16 protein-coding genes and 1 tRNA gene are annotated in these 22,940 nt (G+C 70.0%); 5 read left to right on the top strand and 12 right to left on the bottom strand.

The window, feature by feature from the left end; genetic code table 11:
- Window positions 1-1,083: 1,083 nt before the first annotated feature.
- Window positions 1,084-1,157 (bottom strand) — tRNA-Pro (locus CG723_RS04010).
- Window positions 1,158-1,307: 150 nt separating this feature from the next.
- On the opposite strand from CG723_RS04010, the gene CG723_RS04005 reads away from it, so the two are divergent.
- Both CG723_RS04005 and CG723_RS04000 read left to right on the top strand, forming a co-directional pair.
- The gene (locus CG723_RS04005; protein ID WP_100591735.1) at window positions 1,308-2,021 is read left to right on the top strand and encodes a hypothetical protein; all 714 of its coding nucleotides are present in this window, start codon (window positions 1,308-1,310) and stop codon (window positions 2,019-2,021) included.
- A 62-nt stretch (window positions 2,022-2,083) separates the two neighbouring features.
- Window positions 2,084-2,998 carry a transketolase family protein gene (locus CG723_RS04000; protein WP_100591734.1) on the top strand — a complete coding sequence of 305 codons (915 nt, stop codon included), beginning with the start codon at window positions 2,084-2,086 and terminating at the stop codon, window positions 2,996-2,998.
- Here CG723_RS04000 and CG723_RS03995 read toward each other — a convergent pair.
- Together CG723_RS03995 and CG723_RS03990 are read right to left on the bottom strand one after the other, a co-directional pair.
- Window positions 2,964-4,340, bottom strand: coding sequence for an MFS transporter (locus CG723_RS03995; RefSeq protein ID WP_442802514.1), 1,377 nt, complete (start codon window positions 4,338-4,340; stop codon window positions 2,964-2,966). The two genes, CG723_RS04000 and CG723_RS03995, sit on opposite strands and share 35 nt — an antisense overlap.
- Window positions 4,341-4,441: 101 nt before the next feature.
- Window positions 4,442-4,804 carry an MmcQ/YjbR family DNA-binding protein gene (locus CG723_RS03990; protein ID WP_100591733.1) on the bottom strand — a complete coding sequence of 121 codons (363 nt, stop codon included), beginning with the start codon at window positions 4,802-4,804 and terminating at the stop codon, window positions 4,442-4,444.
- A gap of 560 nt (window positions 4,805-5,364) precedes the next feature.
- Between CG723_RS03990 and CG723_RS03985 the strand changes: the two genes are divergently transcribed.
- Together CG723_RS03985 and CG723_RS03980 are read left to right on the top strand one after the other, a co-directional pair.
- Window positions 5,365-8,901 carry a ThuA domain-containing protein gene (locus tag CG723_RS03985; RefSeq protein ID WP_100591732.1) on the top strand — a complete coding sequence of 1,179 codons (3,537 nt, stop codon included), beginning with the start codon at window positions 5,365-5,367 and terminating at the stop codon, window positions 8,899-8,901.
- Window positions 8,902-8,916: 15 nt separating this feature from the next.
- The gene (locus CG723_RS03980) at window positions 8,917-9,762 is read left to right on the top strand and encodes a sugar phosphate isomerase/epimerase family protein (RefSeq protein WP_100591731.1); all 846 of its coding nucleotides are present in this window, start codon (window positions 8,917-8,919) and stop codon (window positions 9,760-9,762) included.
- Between the two features lie 125 nt (window positions 9,763-9,887).
- Here the strand turns inward: CG723_RS03980 and CG723_RS03975 are convergent, their stop codons facing one another.
- The 3 genes from CG723_RS03975 to CG723_RS03965 all read right to left on the bottom strand — a co-directional run bounded on the left by CG723_RS03975 (window position 9,888) and on the right by CG723_RS03965 (window position 12,700).
- A complete protein-coding gene (locus tag CG723_RS03975; protein ID WP_100591730.1) occupies window positions 9,888-10,709 on the bottom strand; it encodes an ABC transporter ATP-binding protein in 822 nt (273 codons plus the stop codon).
- 37 nt (window positions 10,710-10,746) lie between these two features.
- On the bottom strand, window positions 10,747-11,775 hold the full coding sequence (locus CG723_RS03970) for an ABC transporter substrate-binding protein (protein WP_100591729.1): 1,029 nt from the start codon (window positions 11,773-11,775) through the stop codon (window positions 10,747-10,749).
- 61 nt (window positions 11,776-11,836) lie between these two features.
- Window positions 11,837-12,700 carry an ABC transporter permease gene (locus CG723_RS03965; RefSeq protein WP_100591728.1) on the bottom strand — a complete coding sequence of 288 codons (864 nt, stop codon included), beginning with the start codon at window positions 12,698-12,700 and terminating at the stop codon, window positions 11,837-11,839.
- Between the two features lie 260 nt (window positions 12,701-12,960).
- On the opposite strand from CG723_RS03965, the gene CG723_RS03960 reads away from it, so the two are divergent.
- The gene (locus CG723_RS03960; RefSeq protein WP_100591727.1) at window positions 12,961-13,974 is read left to right on the top strand and encodes a LacI family DNA-binding transcriptional regulator; all 1,014 of its coding nucleotides are present in this window, start codon (window positions 12,961-12,963) and stop codon (window positions 13,972-13,974) included.
- A gap of 21 nt (window positions 13,975-13,995) precedes the next feature.
- Here CG723_RS03960 and CG723_RS03955 read toward each other — a convergent pair whose 3' ends face one another.
- The 6 genes from CG723_RS03955 to CG723_RS03930 form a co-directional block, all read right to left on the bottom strand.
- Window positions 13,996-14,895, bottom strand: coding sequence for a LysR family transcriptional regulator (locus CG723_RS03955; RefSeq protein ID WP_100591726.1), 900 nt, complete (start codon window positions 14,893-14,895; stop codon window positions 13,996-13,998).
- Window positions 14,896-15,086: 191 nt separating this feature from the next.
- Complete coding sequence (locus CG723_RS03950) at window positions 15,087-16,301, bottom strand: glycine C-acetyltransferase (protein WP_100591725.1); 1,215 nt, start codon at window positions 16,299-16,301, stop codon at window positions 15,087-15,089.
- Between the two features lie 49 nt (window positions 16,302-16,350).
- Window positions 16,351-17,379, bottom strand: coding sequence for an L-threonine 3-dehydrogenase (gene tdh, locus CG723_RS03945; RefSeq protein WP_100591724.1), 1,029 nt, complete (start codon window positions 17,377-17,379; stop codon window positions 16,351-16,353).
- 212 nt (window positions 17,380-17,591) lie between these two features.
- Window positions 17,592-19,817 (bottom strand): galactose-binding domain-containing protein, encoded by a 2,226-nt coding sequence (locus CG723_RS03940; protein ID WP_234374114.1) that lies wholly within the window; start codon window positions 19,815-19,817, stop codon window positions 17,592-17,594.
- 8 nt (window positions 19,818-19,825) lie between these two features.
- Window positions 19,826-21,268 carry a M1 family metallopeptidase gene (locus tag CG723_RS03935; protein ID WP_100591723.1) on the bottom strand — a complete coding sequence of 481 codons (1,443 nt, stop codon included), beginning with the start codon at window positions 21,266-21,268 and terminating at the stop codon, window positions 19,826-19,828.
- Window positions 21,265-22,938 carry an extracellular solute-binding protein gene (locus tag CG723_RS03930; protein WP_100591722.1) on the bottom strand — a complete coding sequence of 558 codons (1,674 nt, stop codon included), beginning with the start codon at window positions 22,936-22,938 and terminating at the stop codon, window positions 21,265-21,267. The genes CG723_RS03935 and CG723_RS03930 overlap by 4 nt, the downstream gene beginning before the upstream one ends.
- Between the last annotated feature and the right edge of the window lie 2 nt (window positions 22,939-22,940).

Raw genomic sequence — 22,940 nt, 5'->3', positions numbered from 1 at the left:
TCTCGACGATTGCCATTCCAGCTGGCCAACGACGTACAAGACGTGTACCACCAGCAGGCGAAGAACCTGCTGGGCGCTCCGCGAAAGTGGCTGAGCATGACCGCTTGGCACCAAGAAATCCTCAGCGATCAAGTTTACGCATCAGATCGCCTGACCAGCGACGCAGCACACCTGACTCGCCAGGAAACCCAACCCGGTCCCGGCCGACATCACTCCGCCTGACAGGGGGACACACCGGACGATACTTTCGATACGCCCGAGGCTTCCCGACCCGCTGCCCGCAGCCTTCCGACTACACCTCGCACCAACTGGTCGCCCGATATGCCCTGCCTGTCCACCTGCTGGTTAGGCAGGGCGGACAATACGCGGGCCCGAATTCGACCCGGATTCGACCCGGGCACTTTGTTCAGCGAGAAAACATGGCCTCTGACCTGCGAAAATAAAGAGCGGCAGACGAGTCGGGCTATACGCCGGGTTCTGTTCCAATGGGTCCACATGAGCCCCAGGGCGACGGCCAGCCGCACTTCCACCCTTCGACACCTACGGCATGACGAGCGGCCACCGTCCACTCAGGGCACCGAACCACCGCCCTTGGCTACGACCAGACTTGAGTACGGCTCCCCAGCCGCCTGCGCCCCCGAAGGTCGTCGAACCGCCCACCCCCGCGTTCAACATCTCCATGCATCCACCAACCGCCACCACCGAAAACCGACATACCGAGCAGCCAGAGTCGGACATGCGGTCAAGGATTCGCATGGCCCCATACCCCAGCTTCCAGATATGGGGCCATCACTCCCGGCCTCACTCCCACTGGGAGCACGAGTGACCAGCAGCAAGAGCGGAAGCCCATACCCTCAGGACCCCCCGAACGACGGGGAGCCATCGGTCACAAAACGGGCACGAATGTGAACATGTGGGCAAAGAATCGAATATGTGCGCAGCGGCTCGAGTGGGAGCAATCTGTTAAGGGGACTGGGAGGGAGCGTGCTCCCTCCCGTCGCTCCCAGGGAGCGATCCCGGAAACAGAAAAAGGGCCGTTATGAAAACGGCCCTTCACCTGCGACGTTCGATACGTTCGAACTGTCGGGACGACAGGATTTGAACCTGCGACCCCTTGACCCCCAGTCAAGTGCGCTACCAAGCTGCGCCACGTCCCGGTGCTCGTCTGACCTGGGCTTTCCCCTGGCCGAACGCGCACGGAAACCATACCGCACTCGGAGCGGTGGTCGCGCACCCCTTTCTTCCGCGGCCGGCGCGCGGCAGGTCGCTCTTGACCTCAAGTTGGCTTGAGGTTGCACGCTCCTGTCATGACAACGACAGCGGCACGTACAGCGGCGGGCTCCCACGCCTACGAAGACCTTCCGGCCCTCATGGGACGCATGACCGGCGACGAGAAGCACGGCCCTGCGGCGACCTCCACCCTCGATGTCCTCTGGGTGCTCTACGACCGGGTGCTGCGGGTGACGCCCGAGGGCGTGCGGGATCCGGAACGTGACCGGTTCCTGCTGTCGAAGGGCCATGGCCCCATGGCGTACTACGCGGTGCTCGCGGCGAAGGGCTTCGTGCCAAAGGAGTGGCTGCCCGGCTTCGGGTCGTACGACTCCCCGCTCGGGCACCATCCGGACCGGGTGCTCGTCCCCGGCGTGGAGATCGCGAGCGGGTCTCTTGGGCACGGGCTGCCGATCGCCGTCGGGACCGCGCTCGGACTCCGCGCGCAGGGCCTTGCGGGACCGGCGGTCTGGACGCTGATCGGGGACGCCGAGCTGGACGAGGGCAGCAATCACGAGGCCATCGCCTTCGCCGGGCCGGCCGCCCTCGACCGGCTGCACGCCGTCGTCGTCGACAATTCCTCGGCCAGCCACGCCAGGCCCGGCGGTATCGCCGCCCGCTTCGAGGCGGCCGGCTGGTCCGCCGCGACCGTCGACGGCCGCGATCACGAGGCCCTGTACGAGGCCTTCACCGCGCCGCACCCGGGAGAGCCGCGCGTGGTCGTCGCCCGCGTGGAGCCCAAGAGCGCCTGAGCCGCGCGCCGCCCCCTCTCTCTCCTGTTCTCTTTTCTCTTCCCCGGAAGGACACCCGCGTCATGGACACCATGCGTGATCGATTCGCCCCCGTCGTCTCCCGGCTGCTCGACGAGGACCCCCGGGTCGCCGTCGTCCTCGCGGAGATCGGCAGGGACCGCTTCGTCGAGGCCGAGCGCCGGCACCCGGACCGGGTGATCAACGTGGGCATCAGGGAGCAGCTGCTCATCGGGACGGGCGCGGGCCTCGCGCTGACCGGGCTGCGGCCCGTCATGCACACCTTCGCCAGCTTCCTGGTGGAGCGCCCCTTCGAGCAGGTGAAGCTCGACCTCGGGCATCAGGACGTGGGCGCGGTCCTGGTGAGCGCCGCCGCCTCCTTCGACTGGCCGTCCGGCGGCTTCACCCACATGGCACCGGGCGACGTGGCACTGCTCGACACCCTCGACGGCTGGACCGTGCATGTGCCGGGACACCCGGACGAGGCCGAGACTCTGCTGCGGAACGCGGTCGGCGCCGGTGACGACCGGGTGTACGTCCGCCTCTCGGTGCAGTCGAACAGGGAGGCACTCGCCGTCGACGGGGAGCGTTTCCTGACCGTCCGCGAAGGCCGGGACGGCGTCGTGATCGCGGTCGGGCCGATGCTCGACGCGGTCCTCGCCGCGACGGAGGGCCTCGACCTGACCGTGCTCTACGCGACGACAGTGCGTCCCTTCGACGCCGGGGCGCTGCGGCGTGCCGCGGGGGCGGCCGACGCCGCCGATGTGGTGATCGTCGAGCCGTATCTGGCGGGTACGTCGACGGCGACCGCCAACGACGCGCTCGCCGACCTGCCGCACCGCGTGCTGGGGCTCGGTGTGGGCCGCCGTGAGCTGCGCCGCTACGGACAGATCGAGGAGCATGTGGCCGCGCACGGCCTCGACCCCGCGTCGCTGCGGGAGCGGATCAGCGGCTTCCTCGGCGGGCGGGCTCGCGGCTAGCGGGGGCCTTGCGCGGGCTCCCGCCGGGCACGGTGCTGTCGACCCGTATCAGGCCTCTGATCGCGGGGACGGAGAGCAGGGCCGCCGCCACGAGGACGGTCGTCACGCCACCGGCGAGCAGTACGTGGCGGGTGCCGAAGACCCCGGCGGCGGGTCCCGCGAGGGCCTGGCCGACCGGTGTCATCGCGAGGGAGCCCGCGACGTCGTAGGCGTGTATGCGGTTGAGGACGTCGCGCGGGACCTGGGTCTGGATGCTGGTCGCCCACATGACGCCCCAGAACGACATCCCCGCGCCCGCGACGACCGCGCCCGCCGCCATCCACTCCACGCCGAGCCCGGCGCCCACCGTCGCCGGGAACAGACTGAACCCGAAGAGGGCGACGGCCCCGGCGCGCAGCATCCGGCGGGGGCGCAGCCGCAGGGCGAAGACGCCGCCGATGACGGTGCCGAGGCCGAGCGCAGAGTTGACCAGGCCATAGACGCGCGGGCCGTGCTCCTGGACGACCTGCGTGGCGATGAGCGGGACGGCCGGGCCCCAGGCGGCGACCATCAGCACGCACCAGATCGCTATGACGCCCCAGAGCCAGGTGCGCGATCTGAACTCCCGCCAGCCCTCGACGAGATCGGCCCGGAACCCGCTGCCGCGAATCGCCTCGGTGCCGGGCTGGGCCGGGGGCAGCCGGAGCAGGAGCAGGCACAGTGCGCTCAGCCCGTACGTGCCCGCGTGGGCCGCGAAGACGACGCCCGGCGAGGCGAACGCGACGAGCAGGCCGGCGACGGCCGGGCCGGCGAGCTGCGCCACGGACTCGGCGACGCGTATCGCGCCGTTCGCCGCCTGTACGTCGGTGGCGAGGCGCGGGACGGTGCTGGCGACGCCTGGCTGGAAGAGGGCGGACGCCGCGCCGTTCACCGCGCCGATCACGCAGATCTCCCAGAGCACCACGTGCCCGGAGAAGAACATGACCGCGGCGAGGGACTGGGTGACGAGGCGCGTGACGTCGGCGCCGATCATCAGCAGTCGCGTGCTGAACCGGTCCGCGAAGACACCGCCGAAGATGACGAGCCCCGCGAAGCAGGCCACGGAGGCGGCCATCGCGAGCCCGACGGCGCCCGCGCCGTACCCGTGCTGGAGCAAGCCTGCGGCGAGCGCGACCGGGAGCATGGTGTCCCCCAGCTTGGCCACAGCACGCGCCGAGAAGAACAGTCCGAAGTCCCGCGACCAGATACCGCCGCGCGGCCGCCTCGATTCACCAGGACCAGGAATCAACCCCCCGGCCGAATCCCCGGCCCGCTCCCGCTCCTCCCCCGACCCCCGTGGCCCTTCCTTCGACATTCCGCCCATGCCTGCCCGTACCCTCCCCGGCGGCGCGGCGGCCCCAGCGGCTCCGCGTCCCCCACCCCCGCCGGATCATGCCACGCAGCACCGACATCGCCCCGCGAATATCAGTCCGTCGGCTCCGGGGGGCCCAACTCCGGGTGGGCGTCCAGGAGCCGGCCCGGGGCGGCCTGACGCCAGGAGTCCGTGAGGATGTCACGCAGCTCGTCACCGTCGTCCAGCGCGGCGAGCCTCACCCGCACCCACGCGAAGCCCGCCTCGTGGTCCGCGATCCAGAACTTCTTCGGCTCCGCGAGAACCAGTTCGTCGCGCTCCACCTTGGGGCAGCGCACCGCGATGGAGGTCTCCTCCTCGGGCATCGTGGCGAACATCTTCCCCGCGACCCGGAACGTCGGCATGCTCCAGGCGATCTTCTCCGTCACCTCTGGCAGGCCAAGTGCGATGGAACGTACGTCGTCGGCGTCTTGCATGAAGGAACCGTAACCAAGCCCACTGACAACCCGCCGGTCGGAGCGCACACGCACGGACAGCCGCCCACCGGTTCGAGCGTGAGGGCGCCGGGTCCCCGCGAACAACGGGCAGCCGGCCCACCAGTTCAGGCGCCACCGGCGCAAGGCCCCCGCGAACGACTGCCGGTCGACCGACCGGTCCAAGCGCCCCCGGCGCCGGGTCCCCGTCCCCGCGAACGAAGACCGGCCCGCCCACCCGTTCAAGCGCCACCGGCACCAGGCCCCACGAACTACGGCCAGTCGGCCCACCACTTCAGGCGCCACCGCCACCGCCCCCACCTTCGACAGCCACCCGCCCCACCGCTTCGACGGCGACTGCCACCCGCTCCCCCGTGATCGCGGCGCCCTCTCCCCACCCCCTGACCCGTTCCGACCCATTGACCCCTCTCCGCCCGGAACCTACGCTGTGCGATGCCATCGGGAAAGCGCTTTCTAGGCTTCGGCTTCCAGGCGCTCCGGCATTCCCGCAGCACTCACCGCACGCCCGAGTCGGCCCACCGGCCAACAGCCCAGGGAGCGCCATGAGTTCTACGAGTTCCGCCACACCCGTACCGTCCGGGAGACACGGTCCTCCCGCGCCCGCCGCTCGAATCCCCCGCAGGCGACGCCGTCCATGCTCGCCCTGGACCGTCCTCCTCGCGCTGATCGCCCTCGTCGTCGGCCTCGGCCTTGCGGCCCCGCCGCGTGCCGAGGCCGCCGCCTCGTACCGCGTGCTCGTCTTCTCCAAGGTCACGAACTTCGCCCACGACTCGATTCCCGCGGGCATCGACGCGATCAAGAAGCTCGGCAGCGAGAACGGCTTCGAGGTCGAGGCGACCGACGACGCCGCCGTGTTCACCGACGAGAACCTCGCCCGCTTCAAGGCGATCGTCTTCAACAACACCAACTCGACGCCGGAGACGGGCGATCTGCTCGACGCCGACCAGCGCGCGGCCCTCCAGAAGTACGTCCGTGGGGGCGGCGGCTGGGTGGGGCTGCACGCCGCGTCGGCCAGCGAGCGGGACTGGGGCTGGTACGAGGGGCTCGTCGGAGCCATCTTCGACCAGCATCCCGCCGTGCAGACGGGCCGGATCAAGGTCCTCGACCACGCGCACCCGTCCACGAAGGGGCTTCCGGAGCTCTGGGAGCGTACGGAGGAGTGGTACAACTGGCGCACCAACCCCACCGGGAAGGTGCACACGCTCGCGCAGGTCAAGGTGCGCGACGGGGTCACCGGCCTCGACGAGGGCGTCGACCACCCGTGGTCGTGGTGCCAGAACTACGACGGCGGCCGCTCCTGGTTCACCGCGGGCGGGCACGCCAAGTCGGCGTTCGAGGAGGCCGGTTTCCTCCAGCACATCCTCGGCGGCATCCAGTGGGCGGCCGGGGACAAGCCGGGTGACTGCTCGGCTACCAGGACCGGCAGTTTCCAGCGCACCCCCCTCGCCACGGCCGACCTCGCCGACCCGTTCGAGCTGGCCGTCGCGCCGGACCGGCGCGTGTTCTTCATCCAGCGGACCGGCAAGCTGAAGATCATCGATCAGGAGACGCTGAAGGTCACCACGGCGCTCGACCTCGCCTACACGCCCGAGATGACGAGTCAGTCGGACGGTCTGCTGGGGCTCGCGCTCGATCCGAAGTTCGGGGACAACCACTGGATCTATCTGTTGAACTCCGACAAGACGGAGAAGCGGATCAACCTCTCGCGGTTCACCGAGTCGGGCGGCAAGGTCGATCCGGCGTCGGAGAAACGCCTGCTCACCGTGCCGACCTGGCGGGGCGAGGGACGCGCCAACTCTCATATGGCGGGCTCCATCGCCTTCGACAACAAGGGTGACCTCTACATCGCGACGGGCGACAACACCGACCCCTTCGCCTCGGACGGGTTCAACCCGATCGATGAGGGCGAGGGCCGTCGCGCCTGGGACGCGCAGGGGACCGCGGGCAACACCAACGATCTGCGCGGCAAGGTGCTGCGGATCACCCCGAAGGCCGACGGGACGTACGGCGTCCCCGAGGGGAACCTGTTCGCGCCCGGCACCGACAAGACGCGCCCGGAGATCTACGCGATGGGCATGCGCAACCCGTTCCGGATCACGACCGATCCGGTCAGCGGCGCGCTGCTCATGGGTGACTACGGTCCCGACGCGCGCAACGCTGTGGCCGACCGCGGGCCCGAGGGCACCGTCGAGTTCAACCGCATCACCGAGGCGGGGAACTATGGCTGGCCGTACTGCATCGGCGACAACACCCCGTTCAACGACTACGACTTCGAGTCGAAGAAGTCCGGGGCGAAGTTCGACTGCGACCATCTCGTGAACGACTCGCCGAACAACACCGGCCTGCGCGACCTGCCGCCCGCGCGCGGGGCGTCGGTCTGGTACGCGTACTCCGCCTCGGAGCAGTTCCCGGAGCTCGGCACCGGCGGCGGTGGCCCGATGAGCGGTCCCGTGTACGCCTACGATCCCGCGAACCCCAACAAGGCCAAGTTCCCCGAGTACTTCGACGGGAAATGGTTCAACTACGAGCTGACCAGGCAGTGGTTCAAGACCTTCTCGATCCAGGAGAAGGACCAGACGTTCACGGATCCGCGGTTCGCGCCCGCCAAGGCCGGTGACCTGCAGTCCATCAACTCCGTGTTCGGCGACATGAAATGGAACCAGCCCTTCGACGCGGACTTCGGTCCCGACGGGGCCCTGTACGTCATCGACTTCGGGCTCGGCAGCGGCACGGGCCGCGGCGGCAGCAACGAGGGTGCCGGCATCTACCGGATCGACTACGTCGCCGACAGCCGCCTGCCGGACGCGCGGGTCGCGGCGACACCGGACAGCGGCTCGGCGCCGCTCGCCGTCACGTTCTCCAGCGCGGGTTCGGGCCTGCCGGACGGCAAACCGGTCACGTACGCCTGGGACTTCGACGGTGACGGCACCACCGATTCGACCGACGCGAACCCGAAGCACACATACACGAAGAACGGCGTGTTCACGGCGCGGCTGACGGTGACCGGGCCGACGGGGCTCACCGGACTCGCCGTGCAGGACATCACCGTGGGGAACACGCGGCCCAAGGTGACGATCCAACAGCCACCGAGCGGTGGGACGTTCAGCTTCGGCGACACGATCCCGTTCAAGATCAAGGTGACGGACCGGGAGGACGGCCGTCCCATCGACTGCTCACGCGTCGTCGTCCAGTCCCAGCTCGGCCACGACTCCCATCTGCATCCGCTGGACAACTACACGGGATGCGCCGGGGAGATCGTGACGGACGCCGGGGACAGCCACGGTCCCGGCCAGAATCTCTACTACGGCATCAGCGCCCAGTACGAGGACAAGGGCGGGGCGGGCGGCGTGCCCGCGCTGACCGGGTCCGCTTCGCTCTCGCTGCGCACGTCGTTCCGTGAGGCCGAGCACTTCACGAAGACGGGCGGCGCGCACGACGGTGTCGTGGTCGCGAGTCGCGCCGACGCGTCGGGCGGCAAGCGGCTCACCGAGATCGAGGACGGGGACTGGGTGTCCTTCGACCCCGTGCACCTGAAGGGCGTCGACTCGGTGACCGTGGGCGCCGCATCGGGCGGGATCGGCGGCGACGTCGAGTTCCGCGTGGGCTCCCCCACCGGCAAGCTGCTCGGTAAGGTGTCCGTCCCGAACACGGGAGACTGGGGCAACGTGGTGTCCCCCACCACTCAACTCGCCGACTACGACGGCACGTTCCCGCTGTACGCCGTCTTCACCAACCCGCAGTGGAGCGCCGACAAGCCCGACCTGTTCGCGGTCGACTGGCTGCACTTCAACGGGCCCGGGGTGGAGAAGCGCGCGGGCGCCAAGGTGAAGGTGACCGCGGCACCGGAGAGCGGAGCCCCGCCGCTCACCGTCGCGCTCAAGGGCACGGTGAAGCTCCCGGAGGGCCGTACCGCGGCCTCGTACCACTGGGACTTCGGGGACAACGTCAAGCCGGGCGGTACGCAGGGTGCTGACGCCCAGCACGCGTACGCGCGCGCGGGTGCGTACACGGCGCATCTGACCGTCACCGACGACAAGGGCGACACGACCACCGGCTCGGTCCGGATCACGGTGAAGTGAGGGGTGAGGAGTGGCATGAGAAGCAGTAGAAGGGCCTTTCTCGGTACGTCGTTGGGGCTCGCGGCGGCGGTCGGTACGGGGCTGCCCGCGTCGGCCGGGCAGCGGCGGCGCATCCCGCGCGGCGGCATCGGCATGCACCTCTACACGATGCGTGACGTCCTCGCGACGGACTTCGCCGGCACCGTGGAGCAGCTCGCGGAGATCGGGTACGCGACGGTCGGTGTGAGCGGGCGGCACGGGTACGGGGCGGCGGACATCCGGCGGATGCTCGACACCGTCGGCCTGCGCGCGGTCCTGGAGCATGTCGCGTACACGACGCTGACCGGCAGCGGCCTGCCGCAGGCGCTGGAGGATCTGCACACCCTGGGCGCCAAGTGGCCGGTGGTGCCCAGCCTGCCCGGTTCGATGCACAGCACGGCCGGATACCGGGAAGCGGCAAGGGAGTTCAACCGGATCGGGGCCGCGTCACGCGAGGCGGGTCTCGGCCCGGTCCTGTTCCACAACCACGACGGCGACCACGACGTGATGGACGGGGAGAACCTGTACGACATCCTCGTCCGCGAGACCGATCCCCATCTGGTCGCCTTCGAGCTGGACGTGTACTGGGCGTCGAAGGGCGGCGCGGATCCCGCTGCGTACTTCGTGCGGCACCGGCGCCGCTTCCCCGCCCTGCATGTGAAGGACATGGCGCCGGACGGAGGGTTCGCCGACGTGGGGTCGGGGACGCTCGACTTCGCCGCCATGTTCGACAAGGCGCACGCCGGCGGCGTCAAGCAGTGGCTCGTGGAGCACGACACCCCGAAGGACCCGTTCGCGACGGCCCGCAACAGCTACGGGTATCTGGCGGCGCTGCGGTACTGAGGAGGCGGGAAGAAAAAGGGACCCCGTGTCCCGTGACGCTCGCAGAGGGCGTCTCGGGGTGCGGGGTCCCTGCCGTGCTCTGAGGCCTACGCGTAAGAGCCAGTCGTAAGAGCCAGTCGTAAGAGCTAGTCGTGCGCCGAGACCGCCCCCAGGAGTTCGCGGATGCGGCCCGTCGCCGTGCGGAACTCGGGGGTCGCGAGCGTCTGCGCGTAGTCCCGCTCGGCCGGCAGGCCGACGTCGATGATCTCGGTGACGGTGCCGGGGCGTGGGCTCATGACGACGACGCGGTCCGCGAGGTAGACGGCCTCCGGGATGGAGTGGGTCACCAGGAGGACAGTGGTGCGGGTCTGGCGCCAGATGCGGTTCATCTCGACGTTGAGCTGCTCGCGGGTGAGCGCGTCGAGCGCGCCGAACGGTTCGTCCATGAGGAGGACGGGCGGCTCGTGCAGCAGGGCCCGGCACAGGGCGACCCGCTGCTGCATCCCGCCCGACAGCTCGTGCGGATAGGCGTCCTCGAAGCCGGTGAGGCCCGTCATCCGGATCAGTTCGTCGGCACGCGCGCGTGCCTGGGCGGCGGGCATGCCGCGCATCTCCGCCTGGAGGAGGATGTTGCGGCGCGCCGAGCGCCACTCCAGGAGGGCCGCGCGCTGGAACACGTACCCGATGTCGTGGCGCGGGCCGCGCACCTGCTCGCCATAGAGGCTGACCTCACCGGACGAGGGCGAAAGGAGGCCCGCGACGAGCTTGAGCAGCGTGGACTTGCCGCAGCCGGACGGTCCGACGATGGCGACGAACTCGCCCGAGGCGACGTCGAGCGAGACGTCGGTGAGGGCGGTGACGTCCTTCTTCTTCGTCCGGAAGCGGACGTCGACGTCCGCCGCGCGCACGGCGGGCCCGACGTGTCCGCTCGCTGTGCCGGCCTTCTTCAGTGTCGCGTCCTTCGGCATGGTGCAGCTCTCCTTGTGGGCTGTACGGGACGGGTGCTCAGCCCTTGATCCCGTTGGCCGAATCCCAGTAGTCCGCCACCGGCTTCGCGCTCTTGACCATGCCGGCCTGGGCGAAGACGTCGATGGTCTGCTGCCAGTCGGCCTCGGTGTTGGCGCCGGGCGCCTTGCCCTGCGTCGCGTCCGTGTGCAGGAGGGTCAGGGTCGTCTTGAACTGCTCGGACAGCACGTTCTCCGGCGGGAGTTGCTCGGACGCGCCCTTCATGGAGGCGACGGCCGGCTCGGGGCTCTTCTCCGCGGCGGCCCAGGACTCGCTGACGGCCTCGACCATGCGCTTGGCCAGATCGCCCTTGCCCTGAAGGGTCTTGGGCCCGGCGATGAGCCCGTTCGAGTAGAAGTTCAGGCCGTGCTCGGAGAAGCGGAGGTACGAGACGTCCTTCTTGGCCTTGTCCTGCATGGTGGGGCCCTGGTCGCTCGCATAGCCGAGGAGGGCGTCGGTCTTGCCCGAGATGACGGCGGCGATCTTGCCGGCGGGGTCGGTGTTCTGGACCTTGACGTCCGACTCGGAGAGGCCGTTCTTCTTGAGGAAGATGGGGAACGTCTTGGAGAGCGCGTCGCCCGCCGTCCCCGCGATGGTCTTGCCCTTGAGGTCCGACGGGGACTTGATGTTCTGGCTCGCGAAGGACTGCACCGAGGCGGGCGTCGTCTGGAGGAACACGCCGAGACTCTTGACGTTGACGCCCTGGTCCACGCCCGCGAGCACCGCGGGCGTGTCGGCCCAGCCGAAGTCGGTCTGGCCCGCGCCCGTGGCCTGCACGGTCTTCTGCGAGCCCTGTCCCGCACGGATCTCCAGGTCGATGCCGTGCTTCTCGAAGATCTTCTGCTTCTTGCCGTAGTAGAACGGCGCGTGCTCGCCGTACGGGTACCAGTTGAGCGTCAGCGTGACCTTGTCGAGCTTCTTGCCGGAGTCGCTGGTCGACGTGGAGCCGGAGTCGTCGCCGCAGGCCGTCACCGTGAGGGCGACGAGCGTCAGGGGGACGAGTCCGGTCAGGAGTCTGCGCGCGTGCATGGGGTGGCCCTTCTCGCGACGGTCGGTGAGTGGTCCGGGGAGGTTCCCGGGGTGCCGGCGTTCAGTACGCCGTGGTCGCCGCGACGTCGCGGCGGCTCGCGTGCCACGGCAGGAGCAGCTTCTCGGCGATCTCGACGAGGACGAACAGCACGACCCCGATCAAGGACATGACGAGCAGTCCCGCGAAGAGCATCGGGGTGTCGAGGTTTCCGTTGGCCTGGAGGATGACGTAGCCCAACCCCTCGTTGGCGCCCACGAATTCGCCGACGACGGCGCCGGTGACGGCGAGCGTGACGGCCACCTTGAGGCCGGAGAACAGGTGCGGCAGGGAGGCCGGGAAGCGGATCTTCCGGAAGGTCTGCCAAGGGCTCGCGCCCATCGTCGCGGAGAGCTGGAGCATCTCCGGGTCGACGGCCTTGAGTCCGGTCACCATCGAGATGACGACCGGGAAGAACGCGATGAGTACGGCGATGAGGATCTTCGGCGCGATGCCGAAGCCGAGCCAGACCACGAACAGCGGCGCGATCGCGATCTTCGGGACGACCTGGGCGAAGAGCAGGATCGGATAGAGCGTCTTCTCGACGGTCGACGAGTAGACCATGATCACGGCGGAGAAGATGCCGACGCCTACGGCGATGACGAAGCCCAGCAGCGTCTCGTACGTGGTCACCCAGGTGTGCTGCCAGAGGTAGTCCGGCTTGTCGAGGATGACGTCGAGGGTCCGGCCCGGCGACGGCACCAGATAGGGCTCGACCAGCTCCGCAGCGGCGATCACCCACCAGGCGACGAAACAGACGACGAGCAGCGCGACCGGGCGCCAGCTCCGCTCGGCCACGTCCGCGGCACGCCGGCCGAGACTGGGCCCCTGCCGGTCGGCAACTCCCGCTGTTTTGGCGGGAGTTGCTGGCAGTGTGCTCTGACTCACGATGAACTCCTACGGAATCGGGAGGCAGTTGAGGAGAGCTGAGGTAACAGAGTTCCTGAGGTAACGGAACAACAGGTGGGACGGTAACGAAGAGGAGAAATCGCTTTCAGAAAGCGCTTTCTGGTACGATGTCAGCCACGCTAATGACTCGTGGAGCACAGGGTCAATAGGCCGTTCCGAAGTTTCCTGCGACCGGTGCCGCGACCGGAATCCGAGGGGGCAGAGTGAGCGAACCGCACGGGCACCCGCAAGAACCGCACGTGACTCTCGACGCGGTGGCCCGCACGGCGGGGGTCTCCCCCGCGACGGCGTCCCGCGCCCTGAACGGAACCACCCGCGTCCGCGACGACCTGTTACGCCGGGTCCGCGCCGCGGCCGACGAACTCGGCTACATCCCGAACGCCCACGCGCAGGCCCTCGCCAGCGCCTCCAACAACACGGTCGGCGTGATCTGCCACGACGTGGGCGACCCGTACTTCGCCGCGATCGCCAGCGGCATCATGGCGCGGGCGGCCGAGCGCGGGCTGCTGGTGATGCTGTCCAGCACGTTCCGCGCGCCCGAGCGCGAGATCGCGTACATCTCCATGCTGCGGGCGCAGCGGACCCGCGCGATCCTGCTCATCGGCTCCGGCTTCCAGGACCCCGCGTGGGAGCGTTCGCTCGAGTCCGAGATCGCTCCCTATCTGCGCGGCGGGGGCCGGGTCGCCGTCGTGAGCCGACACCGCAGTCTGCGCGTCGACACCGTACTGCCGGAGAACCGGGCGGGGGCGGCGGCACTCGCCCGGGCCCTGCTCGGCCTCGGGCACCGCGAGTTCGGGGTGCTCGCCGGGCCCGCACGGCTGACGACCGTCGCGGACCGGCTGACCGGATTCCGGCAAGGGCTCGCCGAGGCGGGGGTCGAGCTGGCGGACGAGAAGGTCGTCGAGGGCGCCTTCACGCGAGACGGCGGATACGCGGCGGCGAGCGAACTGCTGCGCCGCGCACCCCGGCCCACGTGCGTCTTCGCCGTCACCGACGTGATGGCCGTGGGGGCGCTCGCCGCGTTCCGCGACCACGGGCTGCGCGTCCCTCAGGACATCTCGCTGGCCGGCTTCGACGACATCCCGCTGGTCCGCGAACTGACCCCGCCCCTCACGACGGTGGCCCTCCCCCTGACCGGCATGGGCCGCGCCGCCCTCGACCTCGCGTTACGTGAACCGAGGGGGCCGCGCTCGCGGGTGGAGCGGATCGTGGGTGAGGTGCGGATACGGGCGAGCACGGCGACACCGGAGTGACCCGGGGGCCTGCGGGCCCGCCTACTCCGCCGCTTCCCCCAGCGCCTCCAGTACCGGCCTGATCAGAGGGTGCTCCTCCGCTCCGCAGCGGACCGCCGCGAAGACCCTGCGGGTCGGGGCCACCCCGTCGACCGGGCGGACGACCGCGTCGGACAGGTCCATGCCGCGCAGCGCCGAGCGCGGCACCAGGGCGACGCCCGCGCCCGCCGAGGCGAGGGCGACGACGGCGCGGAAGTCGTCCGAGGAGTGTTCGACCCGCGGCTGGAAACCGGCGTGCTCGCAGGCCAGGACCACCACGTCGTGGCACGGGTTGCCGGGGAACGGGCCGATCCAGGTGTCCTTGGCCAGCTCGGCGAGCGGCACCCGGTCGGACGCCGCGAGGTGGTGCGCGGCGGGAAGCACCGCGTCGAACGGCTCCGCGTACAGCGGTACGCGCGTGAGGCGGGCGTCGTCCGCGCCCGGCGCCCCCCGGTACTCGACGGCGACCGCCACGTCGACCTGCCGGTCGAGGACCATGGGCAGGCTCGCGTCGCCCTCGGCGTCCTGGACGCGGATGCGGATACCGGGCGCCGTCCGCGCGAGTCGGGTCAGGGCCGGTGCGACGACCAGGCCGATCCCGGTGGCGAACGCGGCGACGGTGACCGTGCCGGCCGCCCCCGAGCTGTACGCGGCGAGCTCGGCCTCCGCCCGCTCCAGCTGGGCGAGGACCGCGTTCGTGTGCGTGAGCAGGATCTCGCCCGCCGGGGTGAGCCGGACACCTTTCGCGCCCCGCTCGACGAGCCGGTGGCCGGTCTCCTGCTCCAGGGCGGTCAGCTGCTGGGAGACCGCCGACGGGGTCAGATAGAGCGCGGCGGCAGCCGCCGTCACGGTGCGGTGGTCGGCCACCGCACGGAGGATGTGCAGCCGCCGCGCTTCGATCATGCGACCGATTCTCCCAAATGTGCCGCCGATGTCCGAACCGGGGCCCGCCCGGCGGATCAGGCCGGAAACGGGTGGCCGTGAAAGTCCGTGCCGGCGAGCGGGGTCATGAAGATCCCCCCTGCTCCTCAAGAGCTTGGGGGAGGGCGTGCCAGACCCCGCGCCCCGGCATGATCCGCCGGACAGGCCCCAGGTCAGCTCACCGCCCCGGCGGACTCCCCGTCGAGCTCCGCGCGCGCCGCGACGAAGGCGTCCACGGCCCGGTTCACGTCCCCGGTGGAGTGCGCCGCGGAGAGCTGGACGCGGATGCGGGCCTTGCCCTGCGGGACGACCGGGTACGAGAAGCCGATCACGTACACGCCGCGCTCCAGGAGCAGCTCGGCCATGCGGCCCGCGACGGACGCGTCGCCGATCATGACGGGCGCGATGGCGTGGTCGCCGGGCAGGATGTCGAAGCCCTCCTGCGCCATGCGCGTGCGGAAGAGCGCCGTGTTCGCGGCGAGCCGCTCGCGCAGCTCGCCCGCCGACTCCAGGAGGTCGAGGACCTTGAGGGACGCGGCCGCGATCACCGGGGCGAGGCTGTTGGAGAAGAGGTACGGGCGCGAGCGCTGGCGCAGCAGCGCGACGATCTCGGCGCGGGCCGCGACATAGCCGCCGGAGGCGCCGCCGAGCGCCTTGCCGAGGGTGCCGGTGATGATGTCGACGCGGTCCATGACGCCGTGCAGCTCGGGGGTACCGCGGCCGCCGGGGCCGACGAAGCCGACGGCGTGCGAGTCGTCGACCATGACCATGGCGTCGTAGCGGTCGGCGAGGTCGCAGATCTCGCGCAGCGGCGCCACGTAACCGTCCATGGAGAAGACACCGTCGGTGACGATGAGGCGGCGACGCGCGGACTGCGCCTCCTTCAACTGCTGCTCCAGGTCCGCGAGATCGCGGTTGGCGTAGCGCAAGCGGCGGGCCTTGGAGAGGCGGATGCCGTCGATGATCGAGGCGTGGTTCAGCGCGTCGGAGATGACGGCGTCCTCTTCGCCGAGGAGCGTCTCGAAGACGCCGCCGTTGGCGTCGAAGCAGGAGGAGTAGAGGATCGTGTCCTCCTGGCCGAGGAACGCGGACAGGCGCGCCTCGAGCTCCTTGTGGACCTCCTGGGTGCCGCAGATGAAGCGGACGGACGCCATGCCGTAGCCCCAGCGGTCGAGTGCCTCGTGGCCGGCGGCGATGACCTCGGGGTGGTCGGCGAGGCCGAGGTAGTTGTTCGCGCAGAAGTTGAGGACCTCGCCGGGGCGGCCGCCCGCGGTGACGGCGACCGTCGCGGACTGCGGCGTGCCGATGACGCGCTCGGGCTTGTGCAGGCCCGCGGCGGCGATCTCGTCGAGCGTGGCCTGGATGTCTTCGCGTACGGAGTTGAACATGCGTCTTCCTTTAAAGAAGAGGTCGGTCGGGAGGTCGGGGCGGGCCGGGTCAGACGGTCCAGTCGAGGATGACCTTGCCGCCGCGGCCGCTCGCCGCGTCGTCGAAGGCCGCCTCGAAGTCACGGTGGCCGTAGCGGCCCGTGATCACGGGGGCGAGGTCGAGGCCGCCCTCCAGGAGAACCGACATCGCGTACCAGGTCTCGAACATCTCGCGGCCGTAGATGCCCTTGATCGTGATCATCGAGGTGACGATCCGCGACCAGTCGACGGCGAACTCCTCGGCAGGCAGACCGAGCATGGCGATCTTGCCGCCGTGGGTCATGTTGGCGATCATGTCGCGCATGGCGACCGGGTTGCCCGACATCTCCAGGCCGACGTCGAAGCCCTCGCGCAGGCCGAGGGAGCGCTGGCCCTCGGCGATCGTCGACTCGGCGACGTTCAGGGCGAGGCTGACGCCGATCTTGCGGGCCAGGTCGAGCCGCTCCTCGCTGACGTCGGTGACGACGACGTTGCGGGCGCCGGCGTGCCGGGCGACGGCCGCGGCCATCAGGCCGATGGGGCCCGCGCCGGTGATCAGGACGTCCTCGCCGACCAGCGGGAACGACAGGGCGGTGTGCACGGCGTTGCCGAACGGGTCGAAGATCGCGGCCACGTCGAGGTCGACGGGCACCCGGTGGACCCACACGTTGGCGGCGGGCAGGGCGACGTACTCGGCGAACGCGCCGTCGCGTCCGACGCCGAGCCCGACCGTGGAGCGGCACAGGTGGCGTCGCCCGGCGAGACAGTTGCGGCACTTGCCGCAGACGAGGTGGCCCTCGCCGCTGACGCGGTCGCCGATGGCGATGTCGGCGACGTCACGGCCGGTCTCGACGACCTCGCCGACGAACTCGTGGCCGACGATCAGCGGCGCGCTGATCGCCTGCTGCGCCCAGCCGTCCCAGTTGCGGATGTGGAGGTCGGTGCCGCAGATCCCGGTCCTGAGGACCTTGATCAGCACATCTCCGTGGCCGATGGACGGCTCGGGCACGTCCGTCAGCCACAGACCCGGCTCGGACTTCTCCTTGACCAGCGCCTTCAACGCACGGCTCCCGTCGTCGCACCCCGCGTCACGGCAAGCCGGGACCGGCCGCCGTGCGAGGGGAAGAGTGAAATGACAGCACGGGCGGGCGCCTTGGTGCGGCTACGGCGCGCCCTGCTGCCGACGGGGCAAATCTGCCGTACGGCGGCGCTCTTGGTCCATCGAGGATTTCTTAAGCGCCGCCGCAGGTTTCCTTCAGGCCGCCACCGGAGCTACGGGTGGACCAGTACGTGGGCGAGTGCCACGCGCCCCGTTCCCGTGAGCTTGATCCGTACGTAGCGGGCCTCGGTGCCCTTGGCGGCGTCCAGGACGGTGGGCCGCAGGGCCTTGCCCGGGACCTGGAGGGTGGTGGTGTCGGCGAAGTCCGCCGTACGGGACAGCTGGACGTCGAAGCCGGTCGTGGTCATCGAGGTGTTGTTCCAGACCTCGACCTGGCCGACATGCTGGACGGAGCCCAGGTCGACCTGCCACCAGGCGCCCGGCTCGGACAGGGTGCGGGTGTCGGTGGAGGTGTCGCCGTCGGTCGCGGCGGCCGCGGTGGCGGTGCCGTCCGTGGAGGACTGCGCGGCGGTACCGGTGCGGGCGAGGTCGGGGCGCAGCTGTTCGACGCGGTCGTGGCCCTGGGCGCCCGCGGAGGCGGCGACCTTCAGCGCGTCGGCGGGGAGCCGGTCGAGCTTGGTGTGGTTGTCGGTCATCGCCGAGCCGGTGCCTGCGAGGGCGGGGGCGTCGGTGTCGGTCCAGTTGCCGGTGGCGTGGTTGTCGATGCCGTAGTCGGCCCAGTTGGACACCCACTTGTAGCCGAGGCGGGTGAGGACATTGCCCTCGACGCGGATGTGGCTGGACTGTTCGTCGAGGTAGATGCCGTTGCCGTCGCGCTCGGTGTTGCCGAAGGCGCTGCGGTTGATGTAATTGCCGGAGATGACGGTGCCGGGCTGGGCGCCCTGGGTGTAGATGGCGCCGCCGTCGTGCTGGTCGTGCTCGACGCGCATGACGTTCGTGATCCGGTTGTTCGTGATCCGGTTGTCGCGCAGGACGGACTTCTGCGCCTCGGGCTGGTTCCAGCCCCAGCCGACGGAGATGCCCGAGTAGGGCAGGTCGTCGAGGGTGTTGTGGTCGATGACGGTCGCGGCCTCGTAGCCGGCCCAGATGCCGACGGCGTCGGTGAACTCCACTCCGGTGCGGCGGATGGTGTTGTACGCCACCGTGTTGCGCGCACCCACGAGTTCAGCATTCGGCATGGGTTCCGTGTCCCCTATGTAGGCGGCTCCGGAGGACAGATCGGTGAACCGGGACCGGGTGACCTTCGAGTCCTGCGTACCGGCCTCGAACACCACTCCGGCGCCGCCGAGGTGGCTGAACTCGACCTGGTCCACGGCCACATGCCTGCCGCCGCGCACGGTGAGGGCGGCGGAGGGCTTGGTGTAGTAGCGGCCCGCGTGGTCGGCGGGGCCGGTGGCGCCGGTGAGCACGAGTCCCGCCTGCATGCCGGCGTAGCCCTCGTCGGTGGAGGGCTGGTGCCAGGCCGCGTACTGAAGGCCGATGCCCTCGACGCGTACGTCGTGGGCGCCGTCGAGAACGAGGAGCCGCTCGGTGGCGGGGGTGACGGCCTTGGCGCGGCGCATGTCCTCGCCCTTGCGCGGCAGGTACGTGAGGGTGCGGGCGTCGGAGTTCCAGACGAACTCGCCTGGCTGGTCCAGGAGTTCGGGCGCGTTCTCGAAGTAGGCGACCTTCGCGTAGCGCGACGAGTCGACCGTGGTGGAGTCCCAGGCGGGGCCCGTGCGGTTGGTGCCGGAGGCGGAGTTGGTCCAGCAGGGCTGGGCGAAGGTCAGGACGTCGCCGGTGACGGAGTCGATGCGGCAGTGGTAGTTGCGCCAGCGGACGCTGATGACGGCCTCGGCGTCGGTGGGGCGGGCCCAGGAGGCGATGCCGGTGGCATTCGCGCCGGTCATGCCGGTCTTGGTGGCGTCACACACGGATGCCGCGCACGAGGCGCCGCGTGCCCGCACGGCTCGCACCCCGTCGACGAAGAGCTGGCGGGGCGTGACGCCTTCGGGGACGTGCGTGGTCCAGGTCCCGTCGGTGTTGCTGTCCCAGCCCTTGAGGGTCCTGCCGCCGGAGAGGACGGGGTGGGCGCCTCGCGCGGCGGTCCAGGTGACGGTGTGCCCGTCGCGCCCGGAGTCGGCCGCGCCGAGCTCCAGAGGTCTGCTCAACGCGTAGGTGCCGTCGGCGAGTTCGACGCGTACGTCGCGCCCCTCGACGGTGCGGGCGGCGTCGCGGGCGCCGTCGAGGGAACAGGGGCGGCCGTGCGTGCAGGCCGTGCCGGAGCCGTCGGGAGCGGCGTGCAGGACGCGGGGGGACGGGTCGGCGTGTGCGGCGGGGGCGGTGGACAGGAGGGCGGCCGTGGCGGCGAGGGCGACGGCGATGCGGGTGCCGTTCATGGGCGGCGTCAGCTCCAGTCGGGGTGGCCGGGCATGGGCGGGTTGTCCTTGCTGAACAGCCAGTCCTCCATGAAGGGCCGCAGCGACGGGTCGTGCGTGACCCGTACCGCGTTGTCGATGAAGTCCTGGGAGTCGGCGTTGGCGTGCCGGTGCTTCGTGAGCCAGGACTTCATGATCGCGTCGTAGTCGTCCTGGCCGACCTGCTGGTTGAGGGCGTACAGCACGACTGCGGCCCCGTCGTAGATGTTGAACCCGCCGAGTTCGGTGGGCAGTCCGGGCGGCCCGTCGGTCTTGCGCACGGCGTCGAGCTTCCCGTACGCCGTCCTCATCTTGTCCTCCATGGAGGCGGTGCCCTGCTGGTCGGCCCACAGGGCCGCGTAGTAGACGGCGGGCCCCTCGTTCAGCCAGGCGCTCTGCCAGGTGGTGGGCGTGACCGAGTCGCCGAACCACTGGTGGGTCATCTCGTGGACCATGACGTTCGTGTACGTCGTCGACGTGGACGCGTCCTTGAACCAGCCCGGCCCGAACAGTGACAGGGTTTGGTTTTCCAACGCGTCGCTGTAGCCGTCGCGGACGATCTGCATCCCGTAGGTGTCGAACGGGAAGCGCACGCCGAGGGTCTTCTCCAGCCACGCGATCTGGCCCCCGGTCTGCTCGACGATCGGCCGGTACGTGGCGACCTGGTCGTCGGGGACGTAGTGGCGCAGTCTCACACCGTGCGGCCCCTTGCCGGTCAGGACGGTCTGCTTCTCCACGGAGATGCCGAGGAGTTCGGAGGCCATGGGCGCGTCGAGCCGGAAGTCGGAGGTGGTCTTCCCTGCGCCCGCCGGGCGGGTGCCGGTCGCGGTGCCGTTGGCCCCGGGCGTCCAGCCGTCGGGGGCGGTGAGGTGGAACGTCCAGCTCGCCTTGTCCATCGTCGTGTCGTTGACGGGCGCGAACGTGTCGGCGCGGGACGACTGCGCCGCGGAGGCGAACCCTCCGTCACTCATGTAGCGCCAGCCGGGGACGCCGATGGGCTTCGTCTTGCCGTTGCCGTGATAGGTGACGGCAACCTCGAAGGGACGATTGTCGTGCAGGCCGCCGGCCGGCGTGACCGTCAGCTCCTGGCCGCTCTTGCCGAGCGATACGGCGAAGGCCGCGTCCTTGCCGTTCACCTTCACCGCGTCGATGGCGAGCGAGTCGATGTCGAGGTTGAAGGAGGAGAGGTCCTGCGTGGCCTTCGCGCTGATCTTCATGGCGCCGGTGAAGTCGTACGTCACCGGCGTGAAGTCGAACGAGAGGTCGTAGTGCCGGACGTCGTAGCCGCCGTTGCCGAGCGTGGGGAAGAGCGGGTCCCCGACGCCGTCCGCACCGGGCTTCGGGTCGAACGGGTGCGCCTGCGCGGGCGCGGCCAGGACGAGGGTCGCGGCGGCCGCGGCAGTGGCGATGGCGGCGCGTACGGTGCGGGTCACTTGCCGGTTCCCTTCTGGGCGGCGTCCTCGAATTCGGAACGGCACTGCTCCCCGCCCTTGGCGAGGTAGTCCTTGACCAGGGCGTCGTAGTCCTTCATGGACTTGCGGCCGGAGACGATGTCCTTGATGCCGTCCCCCTTGAGGGTGAGCAGGCTGCCGTACCCCTTCGAGTCCCAGGTGGGGGACGTGTAGTCCAGGTAGTCGGACTTCTCCAGCATCGGGATGAGCTTCGTGTACGCCTCGTGCGCGTACGTCGCCGCGTCCTTCGACGTCGGCGAGAACAGGGCCGGGATGCCGGAGGCGAGCTTGCCCCAGGGGACACCGATGTCCTGGCTGCCGGTAGGCGTAAGTACGGGGATGCCCTTGGCGTCGCGCTTGAAGTCGGCGCCCTCCACCCCGAAGTTGATGAGGGTGTACTCCTCGGTGCCGAAGGGTGCGGCGATGAAGTCGAGGAGGCGCAGGATCTGCTCGACGCGCGCCTTGGGAGCCTTCTTCACGAAGGACTCGCTGAGCGTGGCGTTGTCGGTCCAGGTGACCGCCTTGGTGCCGATCGGTACGAAGGGCCGCACGTCATAGCTCTTGTCGATGGCGGCCATGGCGTCGACGTAACCGCTGGAGGGCTGGAGGTAGGCGGGCATGCCGTCGTAGACGTACGCGCCCTTGCCGTTCTTGAAGAGGTCGGTGTACTGGGCCTTCTGGGCGCCGGTCATGGCGAGGGTGCCGGGGTAGTAGCAGCCGGCCTTGTAGAGCTTGGCCGCCATCTCCACGGCGGAGCGGTACTCGTCGGTCTCGAGGTCGGCGGTGAACTTGCCGGTCTTCTTGTCCATCGACCAGAAGTAGGGGGCGCCTGCCGACATGGCGAGCATGCTGGTGGCGCCCGCGATGATCGCGTACTGCTTCTTCTTCGGCTGCGTCAGCTCCTTGCAGACCTCGAAGAAGCGGTCCAGGTCGGTGATCTGGTCGAGGCTGTCGACCCCGACCTCCTTGAACAGGTCGTGCCGGTAGAAGCCGGCGCCGGAGGTGCCGTAGCGCGTGATCGGAACGCCGTACAGCGTGTCTCCGTACAGGCCCTGCTGCCACGCGCTCGCCGGGATCGCCGCGAGGTTCGGGTACGTCTTGACCTTGTCGCCGGACAGGAACGGCGTCAGGTCGGCGCACTCGGCGGCGAGGAAGGCCGCCTTGTGGTCGACGCCGCCGGTCTCCGGATACATGAAAACGTCCGCGAGGTCACCGCCCGCGACCATCGTCGAGAACTTCGCCGGGTAGTCGTCGGCGGCCACGGCGGTGATGTCGACCGTGCCGCCGAGCCGCTTCTCGATCGCCTGCCAGGCGGCGTTCCTGCCGCGGGCCGGGGCCGGCGGCGCGTAGGTCTCGGTGAACGCCTTGACGGTCTTGGCGCCCTTGAGCGGAGTGCCCTCGACGGAGCGGACCGGGGTCTTCGGGTAGCTGAAGAAGGCGTTGGGCACACCGGCGGCCGTGCCGGGGAGGTCGGCCTTGACGGTGTTGGCCGTGACGGTGGACGGCAGCACCTTGCGGCTCTTCGCGGCGGACTTCTCGGCGGCGCCGCCGTCACCGCATGCGGTCAGCAGCGGGGCCGCGGCGAGTCCGAGGCCCAGGCCGAGGGACGTCCTCAGCAGGGTTCTGCGATTGATGGGGGTGGAGCGCGGCACGG

This window comes from Streptomyces sp. CB01635, assembly GCF_002803065.1.
In the GTDB taxonomy this organism is placed as follows: Bacteria; Actinomycetota; Actinomycetes; order Streptomycetales; family Streptomycetaceae; genus Streptomyces.
This window is presented reverse-complemented; position numbering and strand designations above follow the sequence as displayed.

Bases quoted from the DNA above. Each gene is read 5' to 3' on its own strand.
- CG723_RS04005 (WP_100591735.1), top strand. From the start codon at position 1,308: ATGACAACGACAGCGGCACGTACAGCGGCGGGCTCCCACGCCTACGAA.
- CG723_RS04000 (WP_100591734.1), top strand. From the start codon at position 2,084: ATGGACACCATGCGTGATCGATTCGCCCCCGTCGTCTCCCGGCTGCTC.
- CG723_RS03995 (WP_442802514.1), bottom strand. From the start codon at position 4,340: ATGGGCGGAATGTCGAAGGAAGGGCCACGGGGGTCGGGGGAGGAGCGG.
- CG723_RS03990 (WP_100591733.1), bottom strand. From the start codon at position 4,804: ATGCAAGACGCCGACGACGTACGTTCCATCGCACTTGGCCTGCCAGAG.
- CG723_RS03985 (WP_100591732.1), top strand. From the start codon at position 5,365: ATGAGTTCTACGAGTTCCGCCACACCCGTACCGTCCGGGAGACACGGT.
- CG723_RS03980 (WP_100591731.1), top strand. From the start codon at position 8,917: ATGAGAAGCAGTAGAAGGGCCTTTCTCGGTACGTCGTTGGGGCTCGCG.
- CG723_RS03975 (WP_100591730.1), bottom strand. From the start codon at position 10,709: ATGCCGAAGGACGCGACACTGAAGAAGGCCGGCACAGCGAGCGGACAC.
- CG723_RS03970 (WP_100591729.1), bottom strand. From the start codon at position 11,775: ATGCACGCGCGCAGACTCCTGACCGGACTCGTCCCCCTGACGCTCGTC.
- CG723_RS03955 (WP_100591726.1), bottom strand. From the start codon at position 14,895: ATGATCGAAGCGCGGCGGCTGCACATCCTCCGTGCGGTGGCCGACCAC.
- CG723_RS03950 (WP_100591725.1), bottom strand. From the start codon at position 16,301: ATGTTCAACTCCGTACGCGAAGACATCCAGGCCACGCTCGACGAGATC.
- CG723_RS03940 (WP_234374114.1), bottom strand. From the start codon at position 19,817: ATGAACGGCACCCGCATCGCCGTCGCCCTCGCCGCCACGGCCGCCCTC.